23 protein-coding genes are annotated in these 22,136 nt (G+C 45.7%); 16 read left to right on the top strand and 7 right to left on the bottom strand.

What is annotated here, in order from left to right:
* The first annotated feature begins 417 nt into the window (after positions 1-417).
* Positions 418-3,651, top strand: coding sequence for a pentapeptide repeat-containing protein (locus H6F74_RS30040; protein WP_190442196.1), 3,234 nt, complete (start codon positions 418-420; stop codon positions 3,649-3,651).
* Positions 3,652-3,777: 126 nt separating this feature from the next.
* Here the strand turns inward: H6F74_RS30040 and H6F74_RS14350 are convergent, their stop codons facing one another.
* Positions 3,778-4,236 (bottom strand): Fur family transcriptional regulator, encoded by a 459-nt coding sequence (locus tag H6F74_RS14350; RefSeq protein ID WP_190442193.1) that lies wholly within the window; start codon positions 4,234-4,236, stop codon positions 3,778-3,780.
* Positions 4,237-4,374: 138 nt separating this feature from the next.
* Entirely contained in the window at positions 4,375-4,734 is a 360-nt protein-coding gene (locus H6F74_RS14345; protein ID WP_190442191.1) for a LuxR C-terminal-related transcriptional regulator, read from the bottom strand.
* A 357-nt stretch (positions 4,735-5,091) separates the two neighbouring features.
* On the opposite strand from H6F74_RS14345, the gene H6F74_RS14340 reads away from it, so the two are divergent.
* Together H6F74_RS14340 and H6F74_RS14335 are read left to right on the top strand one after the other, a co-directional pair.
* Complete coding sequence (locus tag H6F74_RS14340) at positions 5,092-5,568, top strand: CRR6 family NdhI maturation factor (RefSeq protein WP_190442189.1); 477 nt, start codon at positions 5,092-5,094, stop codon at positions 5,566-5,568.
* 139 nt (positions 5,569-5,707) lie between these two features.
* Positions 5,708-6,433: a pyridoxine 5'-phosphate synthase gene (locus H6F74_RS14335; protein ID WP_190442187.1), complete on the top strand. Its 726-nt coding sequence runs from the start codon at positions 5,708-5,710 to the stop codon at positions 6,431-6,433.
* 52 nt (positions 6,434-6,485) lie between these two features.
* Here H6F74_RS14335 and H6F74_RS14330 read toward each other — a convergent pair whose 3' ends face one another.
* The gene (locus tag H6F74_RS14330; protein ID WP_190442185.1) at positions 6,486-6,659 is read right to left on the bottom strand and encodes a hypothetical protein; all 174 of its coding nucleotides are present in this window, start codon (positions 6,657-6,659) and stop codon (positions 6,486-6,488) included.
* 8 nt (positions 6,660-6,667) lie between these two features.
* Here H6F74_RS14330 and H6F74_RS14325 point away from each other — a divergent pair, with 8 nt between their 5' ends.
* Positions 6,668-6,997 (top strand): MgPME-cyclase complex family protein, encoded by a 330-nt coding sequence (locus tag H6F74_RS14325; protein ID WP_190442184.1) that lies wholly within the window; start codon positions 6,668-6,670, stop codon positions 6,995-6,997.
* Between the two features lie 192 nt (positions 6,998-7,189).
* On the top strand, positions 7,190-7,792 hold the full coding sequence (locus H6F74_RS14320) for a hypothetical protein (protein ID WP_190442176.1): 603 nt from the start codon (positions 7,190-7,192) through the stop codon (positions 7,790-7,792).
* 66 nt (positions 7,793-7,858) lie between these two features.
* On the opposite strand, the gene H6F74_RS14315 is transcribed toward H6F74_RS14320, so the two are convergent.
* The 3 genes from H6F74_RS14315 to folD all read right to left on the bottom strand — a co-directional run bounded on the left by H6F74_RS14315 (position 7,859) and on the right by folD (position 10,411).
* Positions 7,859-8,314, bottom strand: a complete 456-nt coding sequence (locus tag H6F74_RS14315; RefSeq protein WP_190442174.1) for a divergent PAP2 family protein — start codon at positions 8,312-8,314, stop codon at positions 7,859-7,861.
* A 91-nt stretch (positions 8,315-8,405) separates the two neighbouring features.
* Positions 8,406-9,335 (bottom strand): geranylgeranyl diphosphate synthase CrtE, encoded by a 930-nt coding sequence (gene crtE / locus H6F74_RS14310; protein WP_190442172.1) that lies wholly within the window; start codon positions 9,333-9,335, stop codon positions 8,406-8,408.
* A gap of 203 nt (positions 9,336-9,538) precedes the next feature.
* The gene (gene folD, locus H6F74_RS14305; protein ID WP_190442170.1) at positions 9,539-10,411 is read right to left on the bottom strand and encodes a bifunctional methylenetetrahydrofolate dehydrogenase/methenyltetrahydrofolate cyclohydrolase FolD; all 873 of its coding nucleotides are present in this window, start codon (positions 10,409-10,411) and stop codon (positions 9,539-9,541) included.
* Between the two features lie 142 nt (positions 10,412-10,553).
* Here folD and H6F74_RS14300 point away from each other — a divergent pair, with 142 nt between their 5' ends.
* The 10 genes from H6F74_RS14300 to H6F74_RS14265 all read left to right on the top strand — a co-directional run bounded on the left by H6F74_RS14300 (position 10,554) and on the right by H6F74_RS14265 (position 18,977).
* Positions 10,554-11,030, top strand: a complete 477-nt coding sequence (locus H6F74_RS14300; RefSeq protein WP_199301234.1) for a hypothetical protein — start codon at positions 10,554-10,556, stop codon at positions 11,028-11,030.
* On the top strand, positions 11,017-11,463 hold the full coding sequence (locus tag H6F74_RS14295) for an NUDIX hydrolase (protein WP_190442168.1): 447 nt from the start codon (positions 11,017-11,019) through the stop codon (positions 11,461-11,463). The genes H6F74_RS14300 and H6F74_RS14295 overlap by 14 nt, the downstream gene beginning before the upstream one ends.
* Before the next feature lie 98 nt (positions 11,464-11,561).
* Positions 11,562-12,686: an AI-2E family transporter gene (locus tag H6F74_RS14290; RefSeq protein ID WP_190442290.1), complete on the top strand. Its 1,125-nt coding sequence runs from the start codon at positions 11,562-11,564 to the stop codon at positions 12,684-12,686.
* A gap of 107 nt (positions 12,687-12,793) precedes the next feature.
* Positions 12,794-14,035 carry an ATP-binding protein gene (locus tag H6F74_RS14285; RefSeq protein ID WP_190442288.1) on the top strand — a complete coding sequence of 414 codons (1,242 nt, stop codon included), beginning with the start codon at positions 12,794-12,796 and terminating at the stop codon, positions 14,033-14,035.
* Between the two features lie 7 nt (positions 14,036-14,042).
* Positions 14,043-14,558 carry a hypothetical protein gene (locus tag H6F74_RS14280; RefSeq protein ID WP_190442166.1) on the top strand — a complete coding sequence of 172 codons (516 nt, stop codon included), beginning with the start codon at positions 14,043-14,045 and terminating at the stop codon, positions 14,556-14,558.
* Positions 14,559-14,690: 132 nt separating this feature from the next.
* Entirely contained in the window at positions 14,691-14,858 is a 168-nt protein-coding gene (locus H6F74_RS29365; RefSeq protein WP_199301231.1) for a hypothetical protein, read from the top strand.
* 57 nt (positions 14,859-14,915) lie between these two features.
* Entirely contained in the window at positions 14,916-15,257 is a 342-nt protein-coding gene (locus tag H6F74_RS29360; RefSeq protein ID WP_206756320.1) for an aminotransferase class IV, read from the top strand.
* Positions 15,258-15,431, top strand: a complete 174-nt coding sequence (locus tag H6F74_RS29355; protein ID WP_199301227.1) for a hypothetical protein — start codon at positions 15,258-15,260, stop codon at positions 15,429-15,431.
* Between the two features lie 113 nt (positions 15,432-15,544).
* The gene (mutS, locus tag H6F74_RS14270; protein WP_190442164.1) at positions 15,545-18,154 is read left to right on the top strand and encodes a DNA mismatch repair protein MutS; all 2,610 of its coding nucleotides are present in this window, start codon (positions 15,545-15,547) and stop codon (positions 18,152-18,154) included.
* Between the two features lie 367 nt (positions 18,155-18,521).
* Positions 18,522-18,977, top strand: coding sequence for a hypothetical protein (locus H6F74_RS14265; protein ID WP_190442162.1), 456 nt, complete (start codon positions 18,522-18,524; stop codon positions 18,975-18,977).
* Positions 18,978-19,024: 47 nt separating this feature from the next.
* On the opposite strand, the gene H6F74_RS30035 is transcribed toward H6F74_RS14265, so the two are convergent.
* Positions 19,025-20,848 carry a family 10 glycosylhydrolase gene (locus tag H6F74_RS30035; protein WP_190442160.1) on the bottom strand — a complete coding sequence of 608 codons (1,824 nt, stop codon included), beginning with the start codon at positions 20,846-20,848 and terminating at the stop codon, positions 19,025-19,027.
* A 719-nt stretch (positions 20,849-21,567) separates the two neighbouring features.
* Between H6F74_RS30035 and H6F74_RS14255 the strand changes: the two genes are divergently transcribed.
* Entirely contained in the window at positions 21,568-22,095 is a 528-nt protein-coding gene (locus H6F74_RS14255) for a hypothetical protein (protein ID WP_206756319.1), read from the top strand.
* Positions 22,096-22,136 lie beyond the last annotated feature (41 nt).

The following is a 22,136-nucleotide window of genomic DNA, read 5'->3' as shown; positions in this document are numbered from 1 at the left end:
AAGCCTTTATGCTGGAATTTAGGATTAGAGCCACAGATTTTCCCCTTGAATGCCTCTCCCCCGCTTGAAGCCATCTCTAATTTCAATTTAACGAATGTCCCTCCTGAACCCTTTTACCCACTCTCCCCCTAAAACAGGAAAAAGGCGATCCTCCCAACCTCCCAGCAATAAAATTTCCTTATCTTTCCTCCCCTGGCGAACCAGATGGAGGGCGTGGGGGGCGGCAAAAAGTTTTAAAACGAATTCTTTATTTTTGCCTTTTGCCTGTCTAGCCCCATCGGGGGCGCTTTCACTTATGCCTTCCTCCAATCTCCCGACAAAACTTCCACTCAAGCGATCGCCACAGCAGCGATCGCTGCTGCCCTATAACATAACTAAGAAGAGGCATATTGATTTATTTCCTTTGATAGAGGTGCCATGAGCCTGAGCATTCGGCATTGGCTGGCGGAGCGCCAGATTGAACTGGCGACCTTGAGGCACCCCGGCACGCAAATCGCCGGAATTGCCTTTCGGATTGCACAGGACATGGAAGTTAAGAGCCTGACACCTTTTGATATCAGCGCCTTGGCGGAAGTCCTAGAACTGCCCCTGAGAACCGCGAGTCTAGTGGCAGGAGTAGTCTCCCAGCTGAGTGTTGGGTTGCTGCACATTCTAAGTCAGAAAAAGCCCCTCAAGCGCAATGAAGGCACTTGGCTCACCTTCCAAATTGCCTATATCAATGCTTTACAAGGAATTTTAGAGCAAGAATCTTTACTTAGAAGGCCGTGGCTATCCCGTGCAGGGATACCAGCGGGATCGGAAGATTTGTATGGGCAGGTGTGGGATTCACCTCTGGCTGATGTCCATTTGCAAGCTTTTCTAAAAACCCTGCGCCCCGGACGCTTGAGCGATACTCAAGCAGAACAAGCCCTGTTGCAAATTGGCAACTCGTTTCTAGTGCAGCAGATGAACAGCACCTGCATCGCCTGGTTGATTGCCAATGGTGCCGAGGAAACAGAAGCTAAACTTATTACCCAACGCTTGGTTAATGGACTGCCTGGTTATCTGCTAGAAGCGATCGCCCAAAATGCTCTCCCACTAGCACAACTGCAAAAGTTTGTCCAGTTGGGAAGTTTAGTAACTGGCTATGATAACATCCCAGTTTCAGGAAGCAATGAGCATTCTCGGTTCTCAACAACTCTTAATTCTGAAGAACCGGAATTAAATTTCCCCCCTCAACACTTTCCTCTCAACCGACACCGGGAAAGTTATCGGGCGGCGCTACTCCAATCTCTCTCAAACCCGTTACTGGCAGAACCCTTTTCTTTAAAAGATTTATACGTGCCGCTAAAAGGCAAAGAGGTATTAGTTACAACTAAGCAGCCTTTGGGTAAGGCTGCGATTACTAATGACGCTTCGCCACCAGTTGATTTAATGGAGTGGGTGACGCTGCAACTGGAGGAGAAGAAAACTATTACCGTGATCGAAGCCGATCCGGGTATGGGCAAAACCAGTTTCTGCCAGATATTCGCAACACACGTTGCCCAGCAACTCTATCCCAAGTGGATGCCAGTGTTAATCCGCCTCAAGGATGCCACTTTGGGGAAAACTCTAGAAGAAACATTGAATTCCGCCTTCCCCTTGGGCAGATTCAAAGATGCAGATGGTTGGTTTTCAGTTCTACATCCTCCCTGCTTGTTGATTCTGGATGGCTTGGATGAACTGCCCCGCTCAGATCGCACAGGATATCATTTCGCTGCCTTCCTGAACCAGGTAACTTCATTTCAGGCGCGATCGCTCTCCTCAACCAAAGGTACTCCTCGCCACAAAATTATTCTCACCAGTCGCCGGGGAATCGGGGAATGGGGTAGGGGAAGCGAAGAAATTCCCTACTCTCTATTCCCATTGATGCGGCGAATAAGCATCCAGCCGCTAGAACAAGATGAATTTCGCCAGTGGTTCAAGAATTGGGCGAAACTACAATCAAAAGCGATCGCACAGGGATATTTTTCTTTTTTAAAACAAAGAAGTGCTTTTACTCCAACTCCAGAAAGAACCCCAGGCGGTGCTAGTTCAGTAGCTAACACCCTTGTCGGACAGCCTTTAATGCTTTATCTGATGGGTGTTTTACATCGAGATGGTTTGCTTGACGACAGCATTTTTCATCGGGCATTATCCGAGGTCAAATTTGAAATTTACGACCGGATTTATTGTTGGCTGTTAGCATACCCGGATGCTGGTAGTACCACGATACCTTTTGTAGTAAAAGAAGGTCTAGCCCATGCCTACCGCAGCACGGATGCGATCGCTAATCTCTTAGCCAACCGTCGCCCCGAAGACGTGCGCCAAGTAATGCAAGTTACAGCACTTTCGATTGTGCAAACCTGTAAAAACAAGGTGACGAAATCAGCGCTAAAGTCGAAGCACTTAGAAGACAACTTACCAATATTTTTCTTCCAAATTCCTAGTTCCCAATCTCAAATCCCCAGCATTGAGTTTTCCCATCCTAACCTGGGAGAATACCTCTGTGCAGAAGAAATTGCCCTCCAGTTGCAAGCCCTCACCGATCAATTTCAAGATACCTACGGTGAACTCAACTTTACAATCAAATCCTCGCTTGCTGTAGCCCAGCATCTCTACCAATTACTAGGTTATGGCTTGTTGTCATTTGAAATAGAACAAATGGTGGTTGAGCGGCTGCGGCGACAGCAAGAACGCAAAGAAGTACACTTTAGTTTTGGTACGCTGTTTAAACGCCTTTATCGCTTCTATCGCGCTTACTGTCGGGGTCGCTGGCTAGATGAAGGAATTGCCCATCAGGTTTATGCCCAGTTGCAAGCACTGCACAACCCCCTAAAAGTGCTGCAAATCGATGCTGCGGTTGGGGTGAATGTATTTTTGTTGCTGTGCGCGATCGCCCGCCAAAGTCGAATGCCCTTTTTGCCTTGCGGCGATCCTAACCAGCCTCTGGATTTTGACCCTGACGCCTTGCTGAGTTTCATCGGTCGGACTGCTGTCCTGTCTCCTACAGCTTTCTGGGAACGGGCGCGACACAACCTTTTGCAAGTGCAACTTACTGCTGCCTACTTAAATCATGCCTGGTTTGCAGATGCTAACTTGCAACAAGCAAATTTGTCCTGGGCTGATTTAACTGGAACAAATTTAGCAGCTGCGAACCTTCAGCAAGCGAATTTATCTTGGGCTAACTTGACAGGAGCTAACTTATCAGGAGCTAACCTATCAGGAGCTAAGCTAGAAGGGGCTGACTTGTCAGGTGCTAACCTGCTAAAAACTAATCTTACCCAAGCGAATGTTAACCATGCTTGTCTGTTTGAAGCTTTACTAGATGACCAAAACCATCACTATGCCAGGAAAAATGGAGCAATATTTTCCTTAGAGGAGTTTCAGGCATACCGTCAAAGTTTAGCTTACTTCCCATCGATGGGCAGCAATCAAACTAAAGTGGAAACAGACTCTACAGCTTTTCCGATAGAGAGTGCCGAAGGAGAACCGTTCTTGCCTGATGATCAGGAGAGCGAAGAAGATGAGACAGTAGTAGCAGACACTTATGGGCTGGAGGGATCGACTCTGCCGAAGGAAGATCCTACAGACGCAGATTACGAGTACCATGATGAGACAGCGATCGCAGAAAATCCCCTGAATCGCAACTAGGTACTCACAGGGTTGGGAATGCTTGAGCTACTGCCAAACCCAACTTTTGTTTGAGCCAGTTGTGTGAGGTGCCTCAACTATTCCCTACCAAGAGTTTAGTATTGAGTTGAAAATAATTACAAATGACTATACAGGCTGCGAGTCTGATTCCTTACCTTTGTACCCGTAGAAGTTAATACAATAGTCAGTAATCCGAACTCCTGTCTGTTGTTCAATTTCTTTAAGCACGGATTCCGGTAGTTCCACGTAAACATCTAAAATCTGATTGGTATCCAAACAGTTTACATGGCTGTGAGCATCGCTGATATTACCGTACAAGCGACCATCTGCACGCTCAATACACTCAATAATGCCTTGGGCCGATAGCGCCTCTAAATTTTGATACACAGACGTATGACCGATATCCTTGCCTTCCTGATTTAAGCGGTCATAGATTTCTCTAGCCGAAAGGTGTTCTTTGGCTTGCCAGAGCAATTCCAGAACGAAGCGGCGTTGACGGCTGACGCGCATACCCAGCGTCTGACACCGATTTAAGGCATCCTCCAAGGAGCGTATAGGTTTGACAGGTGCCGCTTCTTTTTGCATACTTTGGACTTTTACACTTTTATCTGCTAAGACAAACTCATTTCAACTTTAACCTAGTTTTTCTGTGAATGTCCACTGTTTATAAGTTGAGGGAAAGTAAAGCACCCTATACAATAGACTACTCAGGCGATTTTATTCTTAGAGCAAATTTTTTTCTATAAGCCGCGCAATCATAGCTGTTCTAGAAGTTACACCTAGTTTGCTAAAAATTCGCCGCAAATAAGTAGCGACAGTCCAATGGGTGATGCCAAGGTGGTTCCCAATGCACTTGTTAGGTAGACCCTGTGCGACCAAACGCGCGATCGCCACTTCACGCGGGCTTAAAGTAATCTGATTCCTAAAATTAGGGCTGCACCTTACCACATAATAGCGTATTCCGTCAACATCAGACTCAAATATTACCTCATTCACCGTCTGCTCAGATTTCTGAAGCACTTTCGATGGAGAAGAACCATCTACTTGCTCTACGAGGTGTTTCAGCATTTCTTGCGGAATCATTACCTATCCTCGTCTTATACTTAGTTTCTATTTAACAGTTAAAATTCGTGAATTTACGCAACTTATCGGGAATAAAGGCAAAATATGTATGTAATCTTCATAAAATTTAGGGAAAATACTAGATTGCTAACACTTTATTGCTACACTGAACCGAAAGCAGATTTCGGAGCTTGGCTGATATTGTAATAACCAAGCTGGGCGTTAATAAAAAAAAGTAACTGTTAACGCATTTCTAACAGCGGCGATAACAAAAAGCTAACAGGTGAGAGCGTAACGATGCTGTAACAATGGAGAGAGAAGCCAGCGCTAGATAGCGCTGTTGTCAGTATTTGGAATGTCTCACCCAAACATGGTTAAATGACGACGACAATCGCGCTAAATTCTAACATCATTCACGGTTTGGATCTGTCGCCAGTGCAAACGGTAATCGAAAAGCTGTTGCAAGAAGAGGCGATCGCATCTGGGGAACAGCAGCTGCTTTTTGAAATCGACTACCCTCGCGAACCGGAAGATCCACGGGAACTTTCAGAAATCCCAGAAGTGCGACTTTGGTTTCTTCGCCTGGATAGTCGCTATCCCTGGATACCGTTTCTGCTGGATTGGAAATCTGGCGAATTTGCCCGCTATGCCGCCATGCTGATACCACACCAGTTCCATCGTACAGAAGGGATTCAGTACAACCCAGAAGCCCTAGAGATTTTTGTGATGCAAAAAATCTTTGTTTTGTCCGATTGGATGCAGCAGATGGGAATACCCAGCCAATCGCGGCTGAAGTCAATGGCTAAAATGCTGGGTTACGAGTTGGATGATGCTTTTTTTGAACTGGTGCGCTAAATCAGTATGGGAGAAGCAATTGGTGGCGAGAATTTGTGGCGAAGCCATAAGGTTTTTTGCACGAATGCTTCTCCCCTAGCCACAAACGACTTCTGATAATATGAATTGCGGAAGACTCTGAGAGGGAGGGGTTCTTTTCTTGCCTACACTTGGCGTGAATATCGATCATATTGCCACTATTCGGCAGGCACGGCGGACAGTAGAACCAGATCCCGTAGCAGCTGCGGTGCTGGCGGAACTTGGGGGTGCTGATGGCATTACCGTGCATCTGCGCGAAGATCGACGGCACATCCAAGACCGGGATGTGCGATTATTGCGGCAGACAGTGCGGACTCATTTGAATTTGGAGTGCGCCCCTACGTCGGAAATGGTAGCGATCGCTCTCGACATCAAACCTGATTATGTCACCCTCGTTCCCGAAAAACGGGAAGAAGTAACGACAGAAGGCGGATTAGATGTCGCATCCTCAATCGACAGGATAGGCGAGATAGTGACAAGCTTGCAAAATGCTTTAATTCCTGTCAGCCTATTTATCGATGCCGAAAAAGCCCAAATCGAGGCAGCTGCAACGATGAAGGCAAAGTTTATCGAACTGCACACGGGTTGCTACGCTGAGGCGAAAGATGAAGCCAGTAGGGAGAAGGAATTAGCCGCCTTAGCCAAAGGATGCGAAATTGCGATCGCAGCTGGCATTCGAGTCAACGCGGGACACGGACTCACCTACTGGAACGTTTACCCCGTAGCTTGCCTTGAGGGTATGGAAGAACTCAATATAGGTCATACCATCATCAGTCGCGCAGCACTCGTAGGCATGGAACGAGCAGTGCGAGAGATGAAACAAGCAATTCGAGGGGCTGGGGGTTAGGGACTAGGGACTGGGGACTAGGAACTAGGCGCTAGGGACTAGGAACTAGGGACTAAGTAAAACTTTTTCCTCTTCCCCAATTCCCCAATCCCCAATCCCCAATCCCCAATCCCCAATCCCCCAATCCCCAATCCCCAATTCCCCAATCCCCAATTCCCCAATCCCCAATTCCCCAATCCCCAATCCCCAATCCCCCAATCCCCAATCCCCAATCCCCAATCCCCATCAATAAAAATGCAAACTTACTACTACGTTTTGGCAAGTCAACGCTTTTTACTAGAAGAAGAACCCTTTGACGAAGTGTTGAAAGAGCGCATCCGCAACTACAAGGAACAAGAAAAAGAAATTGATTTTTGGTTAGTTAAACAACCTGCATTTCTGGAGGCACCAGAAATGGCAACAATCAAAGCTAAGTGTCCCCAACCTGCCGCTGCTGTGATTTCTACAAATTCCCAATTTATTACCTGGTTAAAGCTGCGGTTAGAGTTTGTACTTGCTGGGGAATTTCAAGCACCCAACGAGTCTATTCCCGATCCGTTGGCTTCCCTTTCACCAGTATCTTGAATTGAAGGGACTGGAGGCTAAGGGCTAGGGATTAGGGACTGGGTAAGAATTCCAGCCTAATGCGATCGCTTCCTCACCAATTAGTAACAAAGAAAAAGCAAAAAGTGAATAAAAAGAGAAAAAAGCTCATCCATGAAAAAACGTTTCTTTTGCATGAAAGCCTTTTTCTTTTTACCTTGTGCCAGCTAAATCATGAAAAAAATATTTCTTTTACCTCTTGCCTTTTGCTTTTTGCCTTTAAAAATTGCATCGGCTCAATCGCCTTCTCCAACTTGCCAGCCGCCGCGACAGGGCGAGTATTTGGTGTTGGTGAACCAGACAAGCACAAGTCAAGAACAAATTCAACGCACCTTGCCCCCAAATATCAATACTTCAACGTGTAGATATTTTGAAGACATGATGACGCGCATTGGTGGTTTCAAAACCCTTGATGATGCCAATAGTTGGGCGCGATATGTTAATGAAATTGTGGGTTTGTCTGCCTTTGTTCTGCGACCGCCAGAGATACCGTTAAATCCGAACCTACCAACATATAGACCACAAGCTTTAGGTTCTGGTTATGCGGTGTTGGTAGATTACTTCAATAAACCGGAAGTAGCTACGCAGATGCGGCAAGTGTTGGGAAACAGTGTGGGCTTAGTTTCTTATGGGCAACGTCCCTACTTATTGGCAGTTTATACAAATAGCCCTCAAGAGGCGAGTTCGACATTGCAGAAACTAAGCGATCGCGGTTTTTTAACAATGCTTGTAGATAGTCGCCGAGTCACGCTACTCAAGTCAGTTGTTAGTCAGTAGTTTGTTGGCGTTGGGAAGTTGGAGAGTTAAAAGGTTTTAATAACTTTCCAATTCCCTAACAACTGACTAATAAGCAGGCCCAGCTATACAGGAGACGGCAATACCTAATGCTGAACCAACAATCACCTGAAACGGTGTATGTCCTAACAACTCCTTGAGTCGGTCTTCGTTAAATTTAGGGTGTTCTTGGAAGAGTTCGTCGATGATTTGGTTAAGAATACGAGCTTGCTTACCCGCAGCTTGACGGACACCTGCGGCATCATACATGACGATGACCGCAAAAATGGTGGCGAGAGCAAATTCAGTGCTAGCCCATCCCAGCGTTTGCCCAATTCCGGTAGCCAAGGCTGTTACTAATGCTGAATGAGCGCTAGGCATTCCACCAGTGGTTACTAAGACGCGCACATTTACCTTGCCATGTTGGACTAATTCAACGATTATCTTGGATGCTTGAGCGATTAAACAAGCCAGGGTAGCAACCACTAGCACATGGTTTTCTAGGATATGGGCAAAGTCCTGCATTGTGTTTTGCGTTGGGTAGGAAAGATTGGCATAGGAAGGATTGAGTTTACCGATGAAGGATGAAGAGAATTTGATTCATCCTTCATTTTTGTTAGTGAGTGCGAGTAGTAATAAAATCTGCGATCGCTATCAGGGGTTCGGCTTTTTTCCCAAAAGGTGCTAGTTCGTCCTTGGCAGCTTTAACCAGTTGTTTAGCTCTACTGGCAGATTCCTCAATTCCCCAAAGGCTAGGATAAGTTGCTTTTTGTGCCTGGAGGTCTTTCCCGGCAGTTTTTCCCAACTCCTCCTGAGTCGCCGTGATATCCAAAATGTCATCCACAATCTGAAACGCCAGCCCAATATTCTGAGCATAGCGAGACAATCTTTGCAAGTCCTCCGACTCGGCTCCCGCTAAAATCGCTCCACAAACCACACAAGCTTCTAAAAGCGCACCTGTTTTGTGGGTATGAATGAAATTAAGCGTTTCCTCTTGAATATCCGGCTTTCCCTCTGATTCCAAGTCAACAACTTGACCGCCAACTAAGCCAGCAGCGCCAACGGCTTTGCCTAAACGGGAAATTACCTGTAACAGCCGCTGGGCGGGTACATTATCGCTCTGGGAGGCAATAAATTCAAAGGCATAAGCTAACAATCCATCCCCTGCCAGAATAGCGATATCCTCACCATATACTTTATGGTTTGTCAGTTTTCCCCGACGATAGTCGTCATTATCCATCGCGGGTAAGTCATCGTGAATCAATGACATGGTGTGGATCATTTCCAGGGCGCAGGCAGTAGGCATCGCCATTTCTACAGTACCTCCTGCCAGTTCGCAGGTGGCAAGGCAAAGAATTGGACGCAGGCGCTTTCCTCCCGCCAAAAGCGAGTAGCGCATTGCCTCATAAATCTGCGTTGGATACGTGACAGGCAGGGAACTGTCTAGAGCGGCTTCGACAAAGCCCTGCCGCTCGCTCAGGTAAGCCGATAGGTCAAAAGCCGGGGCTTCCCCTTTTGGGGCATGAAGGTCATCCGTCGCAACCATCCCTTGATTCCTTGAGTGCTGGTATCTTTTCCGTAATTATTCTACGGGGCTTTGGGACACAAAGAGTTAAGAGTTATGAGTTGGGAGTTGGGATTCAATACTTCCAGGGATAAGACAAACCTAATGATTCCGTCTTCTGGTTGGAAAGGGGTATCCCTGAAAGTATTGAGTTGGGATTAGCTCAGCACTAAAACCGAAGCACTTTATTGCCGCTGACTGTAGCTCCAGACTGTATTTTGCAACAGCATGGCCACGGTCATCGCGCCAACACCGCCGGGAACTGGGGTGATAAACTGGGCGACTCTTTGAACAGAATCAAAGTCAACATCCCCCACCAAGCGAGATTTCCCAGCATCGTTGCTGACGCGATTGATGCCAACATCTATCACGACAGCACCGGGTTTGACCATCTCGGCGGTAATTAATCCCGGCCGTCCCACTGCTGCCACTAGAATATCAGCATTGCGGGTAATGGTTGGGAGATCCTGCGATCGCGAATGGGCGATCGTTACAGTGGCATCCGCTTCCAAGAGCATCATAGCCAAAGGCTTCCCTACTAGGATGCTGCGCCCCACCACCACAGCCTGCTTCCCCTTTACATCAATCTGGTATTCTTGCAACAGCCGCATCACCCCCGCTGGCGTACAACTGCGTAAACCCGGTTCAGAGCGCACCAGTCGTCCCAGATTTAGCGGGTGCAGTCCATCAGCGTCTTTATCTGGATTAATTTGGTGCAGTAGCCCCACAGCATCTAGATGATCCGGTAGCGGCAGCTGAACTAAAATGCCATCAACTCGGTCATCTTGATTCAGGGCTTGGATTACTTTTTCTAGTTCTGAAAAGCTGGTTTCAGTAGGGAAATGCTGCCCATAGGAGGCGATACCCACTTTGGCGCAAGCACGCTCTTTATTCTGCACATAAGCAGCACTGGCTGGATTGTCACCAACCATCAGCACTGCTAATCCCGGAGCGCGTCCCACAGTCGGCTGCATTTGCTGAATTTGCTGTTGTAGTTGCGTGTAAATTTGTTCGGCTAGAGCTTTACCATCTAGCAACTGGGCAGTTTTGGCATCCATTGAGGTTCGGTGAGAAATCTATGTAGTATTTGCGGATGAAATTGTAATACGGTTACTGCGTCCTCTACGATAGTTTCCCAGATTTCAATCTACAAGATGCGAAATGATTGAGGATGTGTGTTAAAACCATTTGGCACTTAGCATGGAAAAGACGTTACTCAAGAGCATGGAGATGATGCCATTAAAAACAAGGGTATTGCAATTAACCACGGCTACGCTGCTGTTGGGGGGATTGTTTAGCTGTGGTAAATTACCTCAGTCAGGATTCGGTATATTTAGTAACCGCGTCCCTGTCACCAAAATCGGCGATATCCAGCAAAACCAGCAGGGTGACTCAACGGTTTACCTGCAAGGTAAGGTGGGATCTCCAGCTCCAATGTTAGGAAGCGGTGCTTACGAGTTGCAAGATACTACTGGGAAAATTTGGGTTTTAAGTAGCGAAATGCTCCCGGTGGCGGGGGATGAAGTTTTAATTCAGGGTAAAGTGCAGTATCAAAGCATTCCCGTAGCTGGGAAAGATTTAGGAGAAGTTTACCTTCAGCAGCTTCAACAGCTAGAACGGACACCAGCGAAGAAAGGATCGCCTATATTACCAGAAGGGAGCTATGAACAACAATAAACCAGCCGAGGTAGCGATCGCTATCTTATATCGCCAAAACAAGTTTCTCCTGCAACTGCGCGACAACATCCCCAACATTCTCTACCCCGGACACTGGGCATTTTTTGGCGGACACATGGAACCTGGGGAAACCCCGGAAGAAGCATTAAAACGGGAATTAGTCGAAGAAATTGCCTATGTTCCGCCTAACCCGACCTTGTTTGACTACTATCCCGACGACTATGCTGTTCGCCACGTTTTTTATGCACCACTAGAGGTAGAGCTTGACCAGTTGGTGTTAGGAGAAGGTTGGGATATGGATTTATTAACACCTGAAGAAATTCGCCTGGGCGAACGTTACTCTGAAAAAGCCAACCAAGTCCGACCTTTAGGCACTCCTCACCAAAAAATTTTACTAGATTTTATCGAGAAGTTTCCAAACTTAACCTATTAGCCGGGTTTTAATATTTTGCTAATAGCTAATGCCTGTTCAACAATTAGAAATTAGCAATCCTTCAATTAGCAATGACAAAAGTTCCGAAAGTTACGATGATGCAATCACAAAACAAATTACCGCGATGGGTTGTATTAGGATTGGCATTTCCCCTCGCTGTTCTTAATGGTTGGCTATTGCTGCTAGTTTTGAACTATCTTCAACCATTAGTAAGCGTTTTAGTTGCCGCCCTGTTGCTGGCTTTTGTTTTGGACTATCCGATTCAATTTTTACAAAAACGGCAAGTAAAAAGAAACACCGCCGTTGTTGTAGTTTCCTTACTGGCTGCGGTAATTTTAGTGGGATTGGGTATAACTTTAGTGCCGCTGATTCTGCAACAGCTAAACGAACTGGCTAACATTTTACCCAGTTGGATTGATTCTGGTAGACAACAACTTCAAACTTTCCAAAATTGGGCTTTGGAACAACAATTGCCGATTAATTTAAGTGGGTTAGTTACTCAACTGACAGACCGATTATCTAGCCAACTTCAAAGCATAACAGGTAGAGTTGTTAATTTCGCTTTTGATACTATTGGCAGTGTCTTTAATGTGCTGCTCACAGTAGTATTAACTTTTTACCTGATATTAAACGGAGAGCGTCTTTGGGACGGAGTTTTCCGATGGTTTCCTCCTAGCTTTGGAGTGCAAGTGCGACAATCCCTCCGGGAAGATTTCCACAATTATTTCATCGGTCAGGTGACATTAGCAACTATAGTGGGATCGGCTTTAACGCTAGCATTTGTAGCTTTAAAAGTGCCTTTAGGACTACTTTTTGGCATTATCATTGGATTTTTTGCTCTCTTCCCTTTCGGTACTGGGATAGGTATCGCTATAGTTAGTCTTTTGGTAGCCTTACAAAACTTTTGGCTGGGGGTAGAAGTTTTAGCTGTAGCCTTTGCTATCGACCAAATAAATGCTAATTTTGTTGCTCCCCGCATTTTAGGTAATTTGACGGGTTTAAATCCGGTTTGGGTGGTTATTTCTTTGCTACTAGGCGGCAAGTTTGGAGGGCTGCTAGGCGTTTTGACGGCGGTACCTTTAGCCAGTTTTATCAAGAGTACCGCCGATAACTTGCGCGATGCAAAATTTGACAATTTAGATGCTATTGAGTCCGAATCTACATCTCTAAATACCCCTCCTGTAATAGCACCTAAAAGCTTAGCCGGGGAGTCGGGGAATTGATAGCGATCGCTACCCAATGTGATTTATTGAAGTGGCGATCGCACCAGCTTGTAGAAGCAGCAGCAGAAGCAAAAATAATCATATTTAGCATAGTTTTGGAGCAACCAATGCTTAAGCAAATTAGCTTTGAAAACTGGAAAAGTTACCGTAGTGCGGTGCTTCCAATTGACCCACTGACTGTTTTAATTGGTACTAATGCTAGTGGAAAATCTAATGCACTTGATGCCTTGGAATTTTTAACAAGAACAGTAAGAGGCAAAGAGATTCAAGCTGCTTTGTCAGGTGATGCAATGCTTCCCTCTATTCGAGGAGGCATAGAGTGGGCAGCATTTAAACCTGAAAACTACTTTAGATTGTCGGTTTTGGTTCAGGGAGAGGATGGTAAAATAGATTACCTTTACAGTATCATGGTGCGAACTGTTCAGCGTCTTCAGCTCTGGTCTGAATCTTTGATAAGCCTACATCATCATAATGAGCAAGAAAAAGCTGAGAAAATATACTTATTCCAAACGGAAGAACTATTGGCTGATAAACCGGGTATTTTTGTGCAATTTTATAGAAAACAGGGTGAAATATATAAAGATTTTAGACGCTCAAATTCAATCCTAAGCCAGTTAAATAATTTTCTTTTATTACCACAAGAAACTGTTGAGGGAGCTAGGATAGTTTCTCAAGTATTACAGAACATCTTTATTCTTAACCCTATTCCTTTTCTAATGCGGGATTACTCGCCGCTTTCTGACAGCCTTGAAAGTGATGCCTCTAATATTGCGGGTGTGCTAGCAGCATTACCTGATAAACACAAAGCTGAGGTGGAATCTACATTATCTACCTACGTGAAGCATTTACCAGAAAGAGATATTCAAAGAGTGTGGGCAGAACCAGTTGGAAGGTTTAAAACAGATGCAATGCTCTATTGTGAGGAACTATGGAAACCTGGTGAAACGACAGAAATTGATGCGAGAGGAATGTCAGATGGAACGCTAAGATTTTTGGCGATTCTCACAGCACTTCTCACACGCCCCGAAGGGAGCCAATTAGTAATCGAAGAGGTGGACAATGGACTTCATCCATCCCGTGCAGGTCTGCTTTTAAAAATGCTGAGAGAAATCGGTGCAAAGAGAAAAATTGATATATTAGTTACTACCCATAATCCAGCTTTACTCGATGCTTTAGGGCCAGAAATGGTTCCTTTTTTAGTTGTGGCGCACCGGGATACAGAAACTGGGGAAAGCAAGCTAACACTTCTGGAAGATATTGAAAATCTTCCTAAGTTAATGGCATCCGGGCCATTGGGTAAACTGGCAACAAAAGGTGCTATTGAAAGAAGCCTTTCTGGTACTAAGTAGTTTAGGTATGAGAAAGGTTCTGATAATTGACACATCGATTCTCTGCGTTTGGTTGAAAATTCCTAAAATGGAAACTTGTGGAGCGATTCCTAATCAGTGGGATTTTGAGCGTATTGATAAGCTCATAGAAGAAGAAAAGAGTAAAAGTACAACATTGGTACTTCCTCTAGCAACAATTCTGGAAACAGGTAATCACATTGCTCAAGCTGGCTCTAGACGCTATGAAACAGCCCAAGATTTAGCAAAAATTATGATAGAAGCAGCAGATGAAAAATCACCTTGGGCTGCTTTTACTGACCAGTCAGTTCTTTGGGAAGCAGAAGGATTAAAAAATTTAGCTTCGGAATGGCCCTATCTAGCAACGCAAAAGATTTCTATCGGCGATGCCACCATCAAGACAGTGGCTGAATACTATAACAAAATGGGTTTTGAAGTCGAAATTCTAACGGGTGATCAAGGTCTAAAGGCATACCAGCCAACTACGCCACCGCCAGCGCCCAGACGTAGGAGAAATCAAACTTGAGCAGGCAAGACTAAAAAATGTTTCTTGAAACAACACCGATAGTTTGGCATAACAGAAAATTAGTTGAACGGGAAAATGCTGCACCTTCAATTGCTAGCCATTCTCTGCATTTAGGTATCGGCGTTTTTGATCATGGCTTATTGGAATAGCGATCGCTATTATATTCATCGTTTAGATTCACATCTAGACCGCCTTCGCAATGGTTCCACACACTTAGGTCTGAAATTTTCGTGGTCTAATGCAGATTTTAAAGTAGGTATTTTGGCACTTTTAGAAGAAGTTCCTGCAACTAATTATTAGATCAGACCGATTGTTTAGCGTTCAGTACGGCAACTGAATTTTAACAATACAATGCCTGTGGATGTGACAATCTTGGCAGTTACAATTCCCCGCGATGTACATAAATCTTTAACTTGCCACATTTGTACATTTGAGCGTGTTTCTGGTAACGCCATCCCCCTTGCATGGAAGCTATGGGGAACTTATGTAAACAGTTACTTAGCTCGTCGCGCTACGGAAGTAGCAGGATTTAATGATGCCATTTTGCTAGACTCTGAAGGTAGAATTACGGAAGCGGCGGTAGCTAACCTCTTTCCACTACAAAAAGACCAGGTAATTATGCCTGCGCTAACATCAAATATTTTCCCCGGAATCACTCGCGCTACTCTGCTTGATATTGCACAAGAATTGGGAATCTAGGTGGTTGAACGCGATGTTCGAGTGGAGAAACTAGGGAATTTTGACGGCGCTTTCCTAGCGGCGACGGTGATGGAATGGAAACCATTGGCAAGTATTCATCCCCATTGGTATGATTCGGCAAGCCAGCCGCTATTTTGCCGTTTTTTGCCGGAATTTCGGGAGATTAGCCACTAATGACGGCGCGATGATTCGGCGGTTCGCTCAACTATGTAAACAAACTGCAAGCAACTGTAATCAACTCTTTGCGGTAAAGTCTATAAAGGTTCAAGCATATCGTCAGCGTCTCTATGAGTTACTCTGCGTCTACCCCCACCGATCCCGATCAACCTAAAATCCGTAATGCTGACACGAAAGAGGTAGATCGAAGCAAGCTGAGTAAGATGTATCAGCACTACGTGGAAATCAAGGATAAGTATCCTCATGCGCTATTGCTGTATCGGGTGGGAGATTTTTTTGAAACTTTTTTTCAGGATGCGATCGCAGTCTCAAGAGAATTAGAACTGGTACTTACCAGCAAGCAAGCGGGAGAAATTGGTAGAGTCCCGATGACTGGCGTACCGCACCATGCTTGGGAACGCTACACTACTCAACTGGTGGAAAAAGGGTACGCGGTGGTTATCTGCGATCAAGTAGAAGACTCCGCTGATACCGATCCCGGAAAGCTGGTGAAGCGGGAAGTAACGCGAGTTATTACCCCAGGTACGTTGCTGGAAGAAGGGATGCTAAATGCTCGTCGCAATAATTACCTAGCAGCGATAGTAATTGCGGGAAATCACTGGGGTTTGGCTTATGCAGATATTTCCACCGGGGAATTTGTAACTACTCAGTCGAGTCAATTGGAGCATTTAACGCAGGAATTGATGCGCTTACAGCCGTCAGAAGTGCTGATTCCTACTAATGCGCCAGATTTGGGTAGTTTACTGCGACCTGGGGAGAAATCCGAGCATTTACCGGAATATTTACCGCCGTCGTTTTGTTATGCGTTGCGATCGCAAATTCCTTTTAGTTCCGGTGAAGCTAGACATAGATTGTTGCAACGGTTTAAAGTGCGGAGTCTTGAAGGTTTGGGTTGCGAACATCTCCCCCTAGCCGTCCGCGCTGCTGGTGGTTTGCTGGAATACCTAGAAGACACGCAAAAAGAAAACCTCGTACCTCTCCAGTTTCTCCGCACCTACACCCTCACCGATTATCTGATTCTCGACCACCAAAGTCGCCGCAACCTGGAAATTACGCAAACGGTGCGGGATGGAACCTTTCACGGTTCTTTGTTGTGGGCGTTGGATAAAACTAGCACGGCGATGGGTGGACGTGCTTTGCGGCGATGGTTGCTGCAACCTCTGTTAGATATTAAAGGCATTCGGGCGCGACAAGATACGATTCAAGAATTATTTGAAAATAGCTTTCTCCGCCAAGATTTGCGGCAGCTGTTGCGGCAAATTTATGATATAGAACGCTTGACAGGACGCGCTGGTTCTGGTACAGCTAGTGCTAGAGATTTGGTGGCTTTGGCTGATTCTTTGGCAAAATTGCCGGATTTATCCGAATTGGTAGCTGATACTTCCTCTCCCTTTCTGAGAGCCTTGCAGAAGGTGCCGAAGGAATTGGAACATCTGGCAAACAGACTCAGCGCTCACTTGGTAGAATCGCCTCCTATACATATTAAGGAAGGCGGTTTGATTCGCCCCGGAGTTAATGCCCAGTTAGATGAAATGCGAAGCCTTGCGGTAGAGGATCAGCAATGGGTGGCGAATTTGGAGGTGACAGAGAAAGCGCGGACTGGGATTTCTACGCTGAAGGTGGGCTTTAATAAGACTTTTGGCTATTACATCAGTATTTCCCGCACGAAAGCTGACCAAGTTCCGGATAATTACATTCGCAAGCAAACTCTGACGAATGAGGAACGCTACATTACTCCGGAGCTGAAGGAGCGAGAGGCGCGGATTCTGACGGCGCGGGATGATTTAAATCGCCTGGAATATGAGATTTTCGCTTCTTTAAGGGAAGAGGTGGGGCAATACGCGGAACAAATTCGCACTATTTCTCGTGCTGTGGCGGCGGCTGATGTGTTGTGCGGTTTGGCTGAGGTGGCGGTTTATCAGGGTTATTGCTGTCCTAAGATGGTGGAAAGTCGGGAAATTCGGATTATTGATGGTCGTCATCCAGTGGTTGAGCAGTCTTTGCCTTCGGGGTTTTTTGTGCCAAATTCGACTGGGTTGGGGAGAAGGGGGGATACGAACCCCAGAGGCGCAGAGAACGCAGAGGAGGAAAAACCGGATTTAGTGATTTTGACGGGGCCGAATGCGAGTGGGAAAAGTTGTTATTTGCGTCAGGTGGGTTTGATTCAGTTGATGGCGCAGACTGGGAGTTTTGTGCCTGCGAAGTCGGCTATTTTGGGAATATGCGATCGCATTTTTACTCGTGTTGGTGCGGTGGACGATCTGGCGACGGGTCAATCTACTTTTATGGTAGAGATGAATGAGACGGCGAATATTCTCAATCATGCTACTGCAAAGTCTCTGGTTCTTCTGGATGAAATTGGCCGGGGAACGGCTACCTTTGACGGTCTTTCGATTGCTTGGGCGGTGGCTGAATATTTAGCAAGTGAAATTCAATCGCGGACAATTTTTGCTACTCACTATCACGAACTTAATGAGTTGGCTTCGATTTTGCCCAATGTTGCTAATTATCAGGTGACGGTGAAGGAGTTACCTGACCAAATTATCTTTTTGCATCAAGTTCAGCCGGGAGGCGCTGACAGGTCGTATGGCATTGAGGCAGGGCGTTTGGCGGGTTTGCCAGCCCCCGTGATTCAACGCGCCAAGCAGGTGATGAGCCAAATTGAAAAGCACAGCAAAATTGCGATTGGACTTCGTAAACGCGGGCAGTTTGAAGAATAAGAGAAAGTTGAATAGTAAGTGAACAATACCGTTTTTAAAAACCAGTTTTTTTATAAAGCTGGTTTTTAAAATTTTGGGACTCCGGGCATACTTAATTATAATTACCTAACTTAAGTACAAGACTCAGTATTTATAAGTAATTAATGAAGTTATAGTAAAACCAGAAAAATTGCGGAACTAGATGCCTAAGTTTTGTAGTCTAATATTGAAATACCGCTCCAAAGCCCAGAGAAAAGCTTTTTGCAAGCACATTAAAACTCAACTCAAGATAAAAGTTTTAAGTGTTTCCGGAGCCTGTAAGCATCGGGTTGCAAATTCTACCAATTAGTACCCTTTGTAATCCAGCACCAACTTAGCTTCACTTGCTATGGAACAAATTACTACCTCTGGCTCGACCGCCGGGAATATCGAGCAAAAGACTAACCAGTTTAGTTTAATTATCCAGACTTTGGTGTTGACGGGTATCTTGTCGTTGACGGCTAGGCTGACGCTCCCCACTACCAAAGTTGCTGTTTCCAAAGCTCCCCTACCTCAGCAGAGTTTATTAAAATCAGTTACTAATGCGGTTTTGCAAGACGTTTCCCAGGATTCCGGCTTGCCTGTGTCTAAGTTTCGCATTGTCACAACCAAACAACAAACTTGGTCGGATGATTGTCTGGGTGTCAATAACTTAGGCATTCTTTGCACCGAGATGCGAGTTCCAGGCTGGCAAGTAATTGTGGCAAGTGGACAAACACGCTGGGTTTACCGCACAAATGCTTCTGGATCTGTGGTGAAGCTGGCTCAGGGTGTCGATTCACTTGTTCAAAAAAGTGCAAAGTAAATAGTGTTTCTCGTTCCTAGTCAGAGACTGGGAACGAGAGTTTAATTTTATGGCTTTCCACCTGCGACAATATTCGGTCTTTCTAAGTCAGAGGGAAAGATGGCTTTCAAGGCATTCTGTCTGATTTCTGGCTTTTCTGGCGCATTATTCCACAAGGTTTCATAGAAGAAGAACGACATCCCCGCAAACCCTCTCTGACGGACGGCTGCGACTTGATTTTGAACCTGTGCCAGTCCAATAGGTCTGGGTTTTACCCCGCTTAAAATGCCGATGCCAACGGGAATGTGACGCTTGGCTGCTTTGACTTCTGGACGCTCTAATTCTTCAATAAAACGACCGAGGTCATCTCGATAAACTTGGATAATCAGTTCCTCAATTAACCCCTGTCGTTCCCAGGTTTGCCAGTCTGCTAAAAAGAAATTGTAGGAGAACTCTTGAGGGTTGGGAGAGACGGAAACCAAGACGTTTTTTTTGCGGTCTTTGACGGCTTGAAATACCTGCTTTAGATAGGCGGTAATTTTGTTAGCCCGCCACTTGATCCAGGCTGGCTCTTGAGCATTCGCAGGGGGAGATTTGCCACCGTTTTCTTTTTTGTAAAGTTCGACAGTAAAGGGATCATATCCAAACTCAGCAGGAAAGCCGAAATGGTCGTCAAATTGAATGCCGTCAACATCATAGTTGCCAACAATTTCAACAACTAAATCTTGGATAAATTTCTGCACTTCTGGGCGAAAAGGATTCAACCAAACTCGATTGTGTGTCCCTTCTTTCCAAATTTGGGAACCGTCGCGGCGTTTGAGAATCCAATCTGGGTGGCGTTTGGCAAGTTCGGAGTCAGCAGGTGCCATGAAGCCAAATTCAAACCAGGGAATGACTGCCATGCCTTTTTGATGTCCCTGGTCTACAATTTCTTTGAGGATGTCTCGCCCTTTAAGTCCTGGCTCTGGATCGAGCGATCGCCCAATCTCTTTTTGGGCTACTGCACTCGGATAAAGTGTATAACCCCAGTTCCAAACTGTAGGATACAGGGTGTTAAAGTTCAACTCGTCGAGGCGTTGGATAGCGTTGGCGAGGCGCGTTTTTTCAAATAGCACATCGCTGTCTATATTAGTCAGCCACACGCCCCGGATCTCTTTTGACTGGGCTATTGGCGGTGTTCCAACTTTGGCAATGTACTGAGAAGGCACTAATCCAGCCGTTCCCGCCGCCTGACACAAGAAAGCTGCCACATCTGCACGGGTAGCTGGTTGGTTGGAATTAAGTCGCTTGACATCTGGGTAGTTGACAACGAGTTGTTTTTCTGTGGCAGCTGCGATCGCGCTTTTTGCATAATCAGGAATGGTTGCAGCATCGCTAAATGCCCCATTCAATGTGTTAGCCACAGCTGAGGAGGGCGAATATTTCAAGCCAGAGGAGAGAGAAACTAAAGCTTGCGATCGCGGGATTTTTTCACTCGGTTTGAACACCCCACCAGGATAACCGGAGAGAAACCCAGTTTTATAAGCTTTGGCGATCGCATCTTTAGCCCAATAGTTCGCGGGAACATCAGCAAATGGCACCGCATTTCTGACATCAGCTGTATTGGGGAAAGCCTTGCCAACCATCGCCGCAAACTCAGCCCTTGTCACAGGCGCACTCGGCTTAAAGCTGCCATCCGGGTATCCACTGATAATCTGCTTTTGTGCCAGCTGTTCTATACACGGTCGCGTCCATCCTTGCACATCAGAAAATTTCGCCTGTGCAAATGCGGGATGTATCATTAGCACCACACCAAAGCTAAAGGCAACCAGGAAGATTAACCAAGCCTGATGACCAAAAGCGCGGCTAAACAAAACCAACCCGTCTGCTAGGCTCGTAAAACGGCTTTTCATAGAATATTTGAACATCTATCTAAATATGGATATGCAAGAATTAGCCAAAGTGTAACGCCCTCTTCGGGAATGACTTGGATATCTCGGTATAAGTTGCTTTCTCGGCAAGTACACCAACCTTGGAAGAATTGGGAGGGGTGGTTTTGGCATCACCTATTTTGCCAGGAATGCTTTCCAGACACCGCGTTCTCATCAAGACTCTGAATGATACAGTGCAACGACACCCAGATTTCGGCAAATTTTAGCAAGATTTCAGAAATAAGCCGCAGCTTGCTTCTGTGCGTTGCCCTATGTTCTGGAGAGTTGGGAGCGATTTTTTGGTGGTACGTCAACCTTAGGCATAGCCTTCCCTCAGCCCAAAGAAGTAGCGCGTTGTGGTAGGGTAGCTGTCGCCGCCTTGACCGGTGAATTACGTAATTCCCCAGCAATTTTGTTAAGGTTTCATAAAATTTTTTTTTTCGTCGGGAAAAGCAAAGTGCCGACGTGTAGTAGCTATCAGCGTTTATTGGACGTGGAGTATCCCGGTTAAATTATTGGTATAGATGACAACATTCAAAAAGTAGAGGCGATTCCATGTTAGCTTACTGTCATCGCTGCCTTAAGTGAGCAAGATCACCCAAAAGTAAGATAGCTGTCACTGCCGAAATCACGGTGAAATTACCGACTTACCAAAAAATCACCCGATGTAAGGAAGTAAAGCAAAACCCTTTGATAGAAAAATGGTATTGAAACTCGACTTGGTGTTCCCTATGACAGACCTATACGACTCGGAAAATGTTATCTGTGACAATAAGAAATCGCTCACCCAACTTGCGAAGGCGATCGCCTTCTCTCAGGGAGACTTTTCTTTAATATTGGTTGCCTGTAACAATCTAGAGTTGCAGGAGCAAGTTGTGGAACGACTCAGAGAAATCTCAGTCGTAGAAATTCAAGAAATCGTTTTGTATCCCTCGGTAAGGACACTTTATACAACTATAGAGGCAACAATTGAGGAGAACCAGCAGCCGCAAGCCTTAATGGTCTATGGTTTAGACTCTGTGGTGGAGATAAATGAATTACTAACTGCGACGAACCACGTCCGGAATGAGTTCCGCAAACGATTTACTTTTCCTCTAGTGTTGTGGGTGAGCGACGAAATACTCTTAAAGGTGATGCGGCTAGCACCCGATTTTAAAAGCTGGGCTACTAAAATTCGATTTGAGGTTCCTAAAAGCTACTCAATAGAGAGGACAGCTATCAGCGCTTGACTGAAGGAGCCATAGCGAGTGAAATGTTTCTTTTGTTCGTT

Origin of the sequence: Trichocoleus sp. FACHB-90 (genome assembly GCF_014695505.1) — a bacterium.
Lineage (GTDB): Bacteria > Cyanobacteriota > Cyanobacteriia > Cyanobacteriales > FACHB-T130 > Funiculus > Funiculus sociatus.
The sequence above is the reverse complement of the archived record's forward strand: the minus strand, read 5'-3'. Positions and strand labels throughout refer to the sequence as shown.

Excerpts from the sequence above, each read along its gene's own strand:
- H6F74_RS14295 (WP_190442168.1), top strand. The coding sequence starts at position 11,017 with ATGAACAACAATAAACCAGCCGAGGTAGCGATCGCTATCTTATATCGC.
- H6F74_RS14265 (WP_190442162.1), top strand. The coding sequence starts at position 18,522 with ATGGAACAAATTACTACCTCTGGCTCGACCGCCGGGAATATCGAGCAA.
- H6F74_RS14285 (WP_190442288.1), top strand. The coding sequence starts at position 12,794 with ATGCTTAAGCAAATTAGCTTTGAAAACTGGAAAAGTTACCGTAGTGCG.
- folD (WP_190442170.1), bottom strand. The coding sequence starts at position 10,411 with ATGGATGCCAAAACTGCCCAGTTGCTAGATGGTAAAGCTCTAGCCGAA.
- H6F74_RS14290 (WP_190442290.1), top strand. The coding sequence starts at position 11,562 with ATGCAATCACAAAACAAATTACCGCGATGGGTTGTATTAGGATTGGCA.
- H6F74_RS30035 (WP_190442160.1), bottom strand. The coding sequence starts at position 20,848 with ATGAAAAGCCGTTTTACGAGCCTAGCAGACGGGTTGGTTTTGTTTAGC.
- H6F74_RS14315 (WP_190442174.1), bottom strand. The coding sequence starts at position 8,314 with ATGCAGGACTTTGCCCATATCCTAGAAAACCATGTGCTAGTGGTTGCT.
- mutS (WP_190442164.1), top strand. The coding sequence starts at position 15,545 with ATGAGTTACTCTGCGTCTACCCCCACCGATCCCGATCAACCTAAAATC.
- H6F74_RS29365 (WP_199301231.1), top strand. The coding sequence starts at position 14,691 with ATGGCTTATTGGAATAGCGATCGCTATTATATTCATCGTTTAGATTCA.
- H6F74_RS14255 (WP_206756319.1), top strand. The coding sequence starts at position 21,568 with ATGGTATTGAAACTCGACTTGGTGTTCCCTATGACAGACCTATACGAC.
- H6F74_RS14330 (WP_190442185.1), bottom strand. The coding sequence starts at position 6,659 with ATGGGGATTGGGGATTGGGGATTGGGGATTGGGGGATTGGGGATTGGG.
- H6F74_RS30040 (WP_190442196.1), top strand. The coding sequence starts at position 418 with ATGAGCCTGAGCATTCGGCATTGGCTGGCGGAGCGCCAGATTGAACTG.
- H6F74_RS14340 (WP_190442189.1), top strand. The coding sequence starts at position 5,092 with ATGACGACGACAATCGCGCTAAATTCTAACATCATTCACGGTTTGGAT.
- H6F74_RS14280 (WP_190442166.1), top strand. The coding sequence starts at position 14,043 with ATGAGAAAGGTTCTGATAATTGACACATCGATTCTCTGCGTTTGGTTG.
- crtE (WP_190442172.1), bottom strand. The coding sequence starts at position 9,335 with ATGGTTGCGACGGATGACCTTCATGCCCCAAAAGGGGAAGCCCCGGCT.
- H6F74_RS14300 (WP_199301234.1), top strand. The coding sequence starts at position 10,554 with ATGGAAAAGACGTTACTCAAGAGCATGGAGATGATGCCATTAAAAACA.
- H6F74_RS14325 (WP_190442184.1), top strand. The coding sequence starts at position 6,668 with ATGCAAACTTACTACTACGTTTTGGCAAGTCAACGCTTTTTACTAGAA.
- H6F74_RS14350 (WP_190442193.1), bottom strand. The coding sequence starts at position 4,236 with ATGCAAAAAGAAGCGGCACCTGTCAAACCTATACGCTCCTTGGAGGAT.
- H6F74_RS14345 (WP_190442191.1), bottom strand. The coding sequence starts at position 4,734 with ATGATTCCGCAAGAAATGCTGAAACACCTCGTAGAGCAAGTAGATGGT.
- H6F74_RS14320 (WP_190442176.1), top strand. The coding sequence starts at position 7,190 with ATGAAAAAAATATTTCTTTTACCTCTTGCCTTTTGCTTTTTGCCTTTA.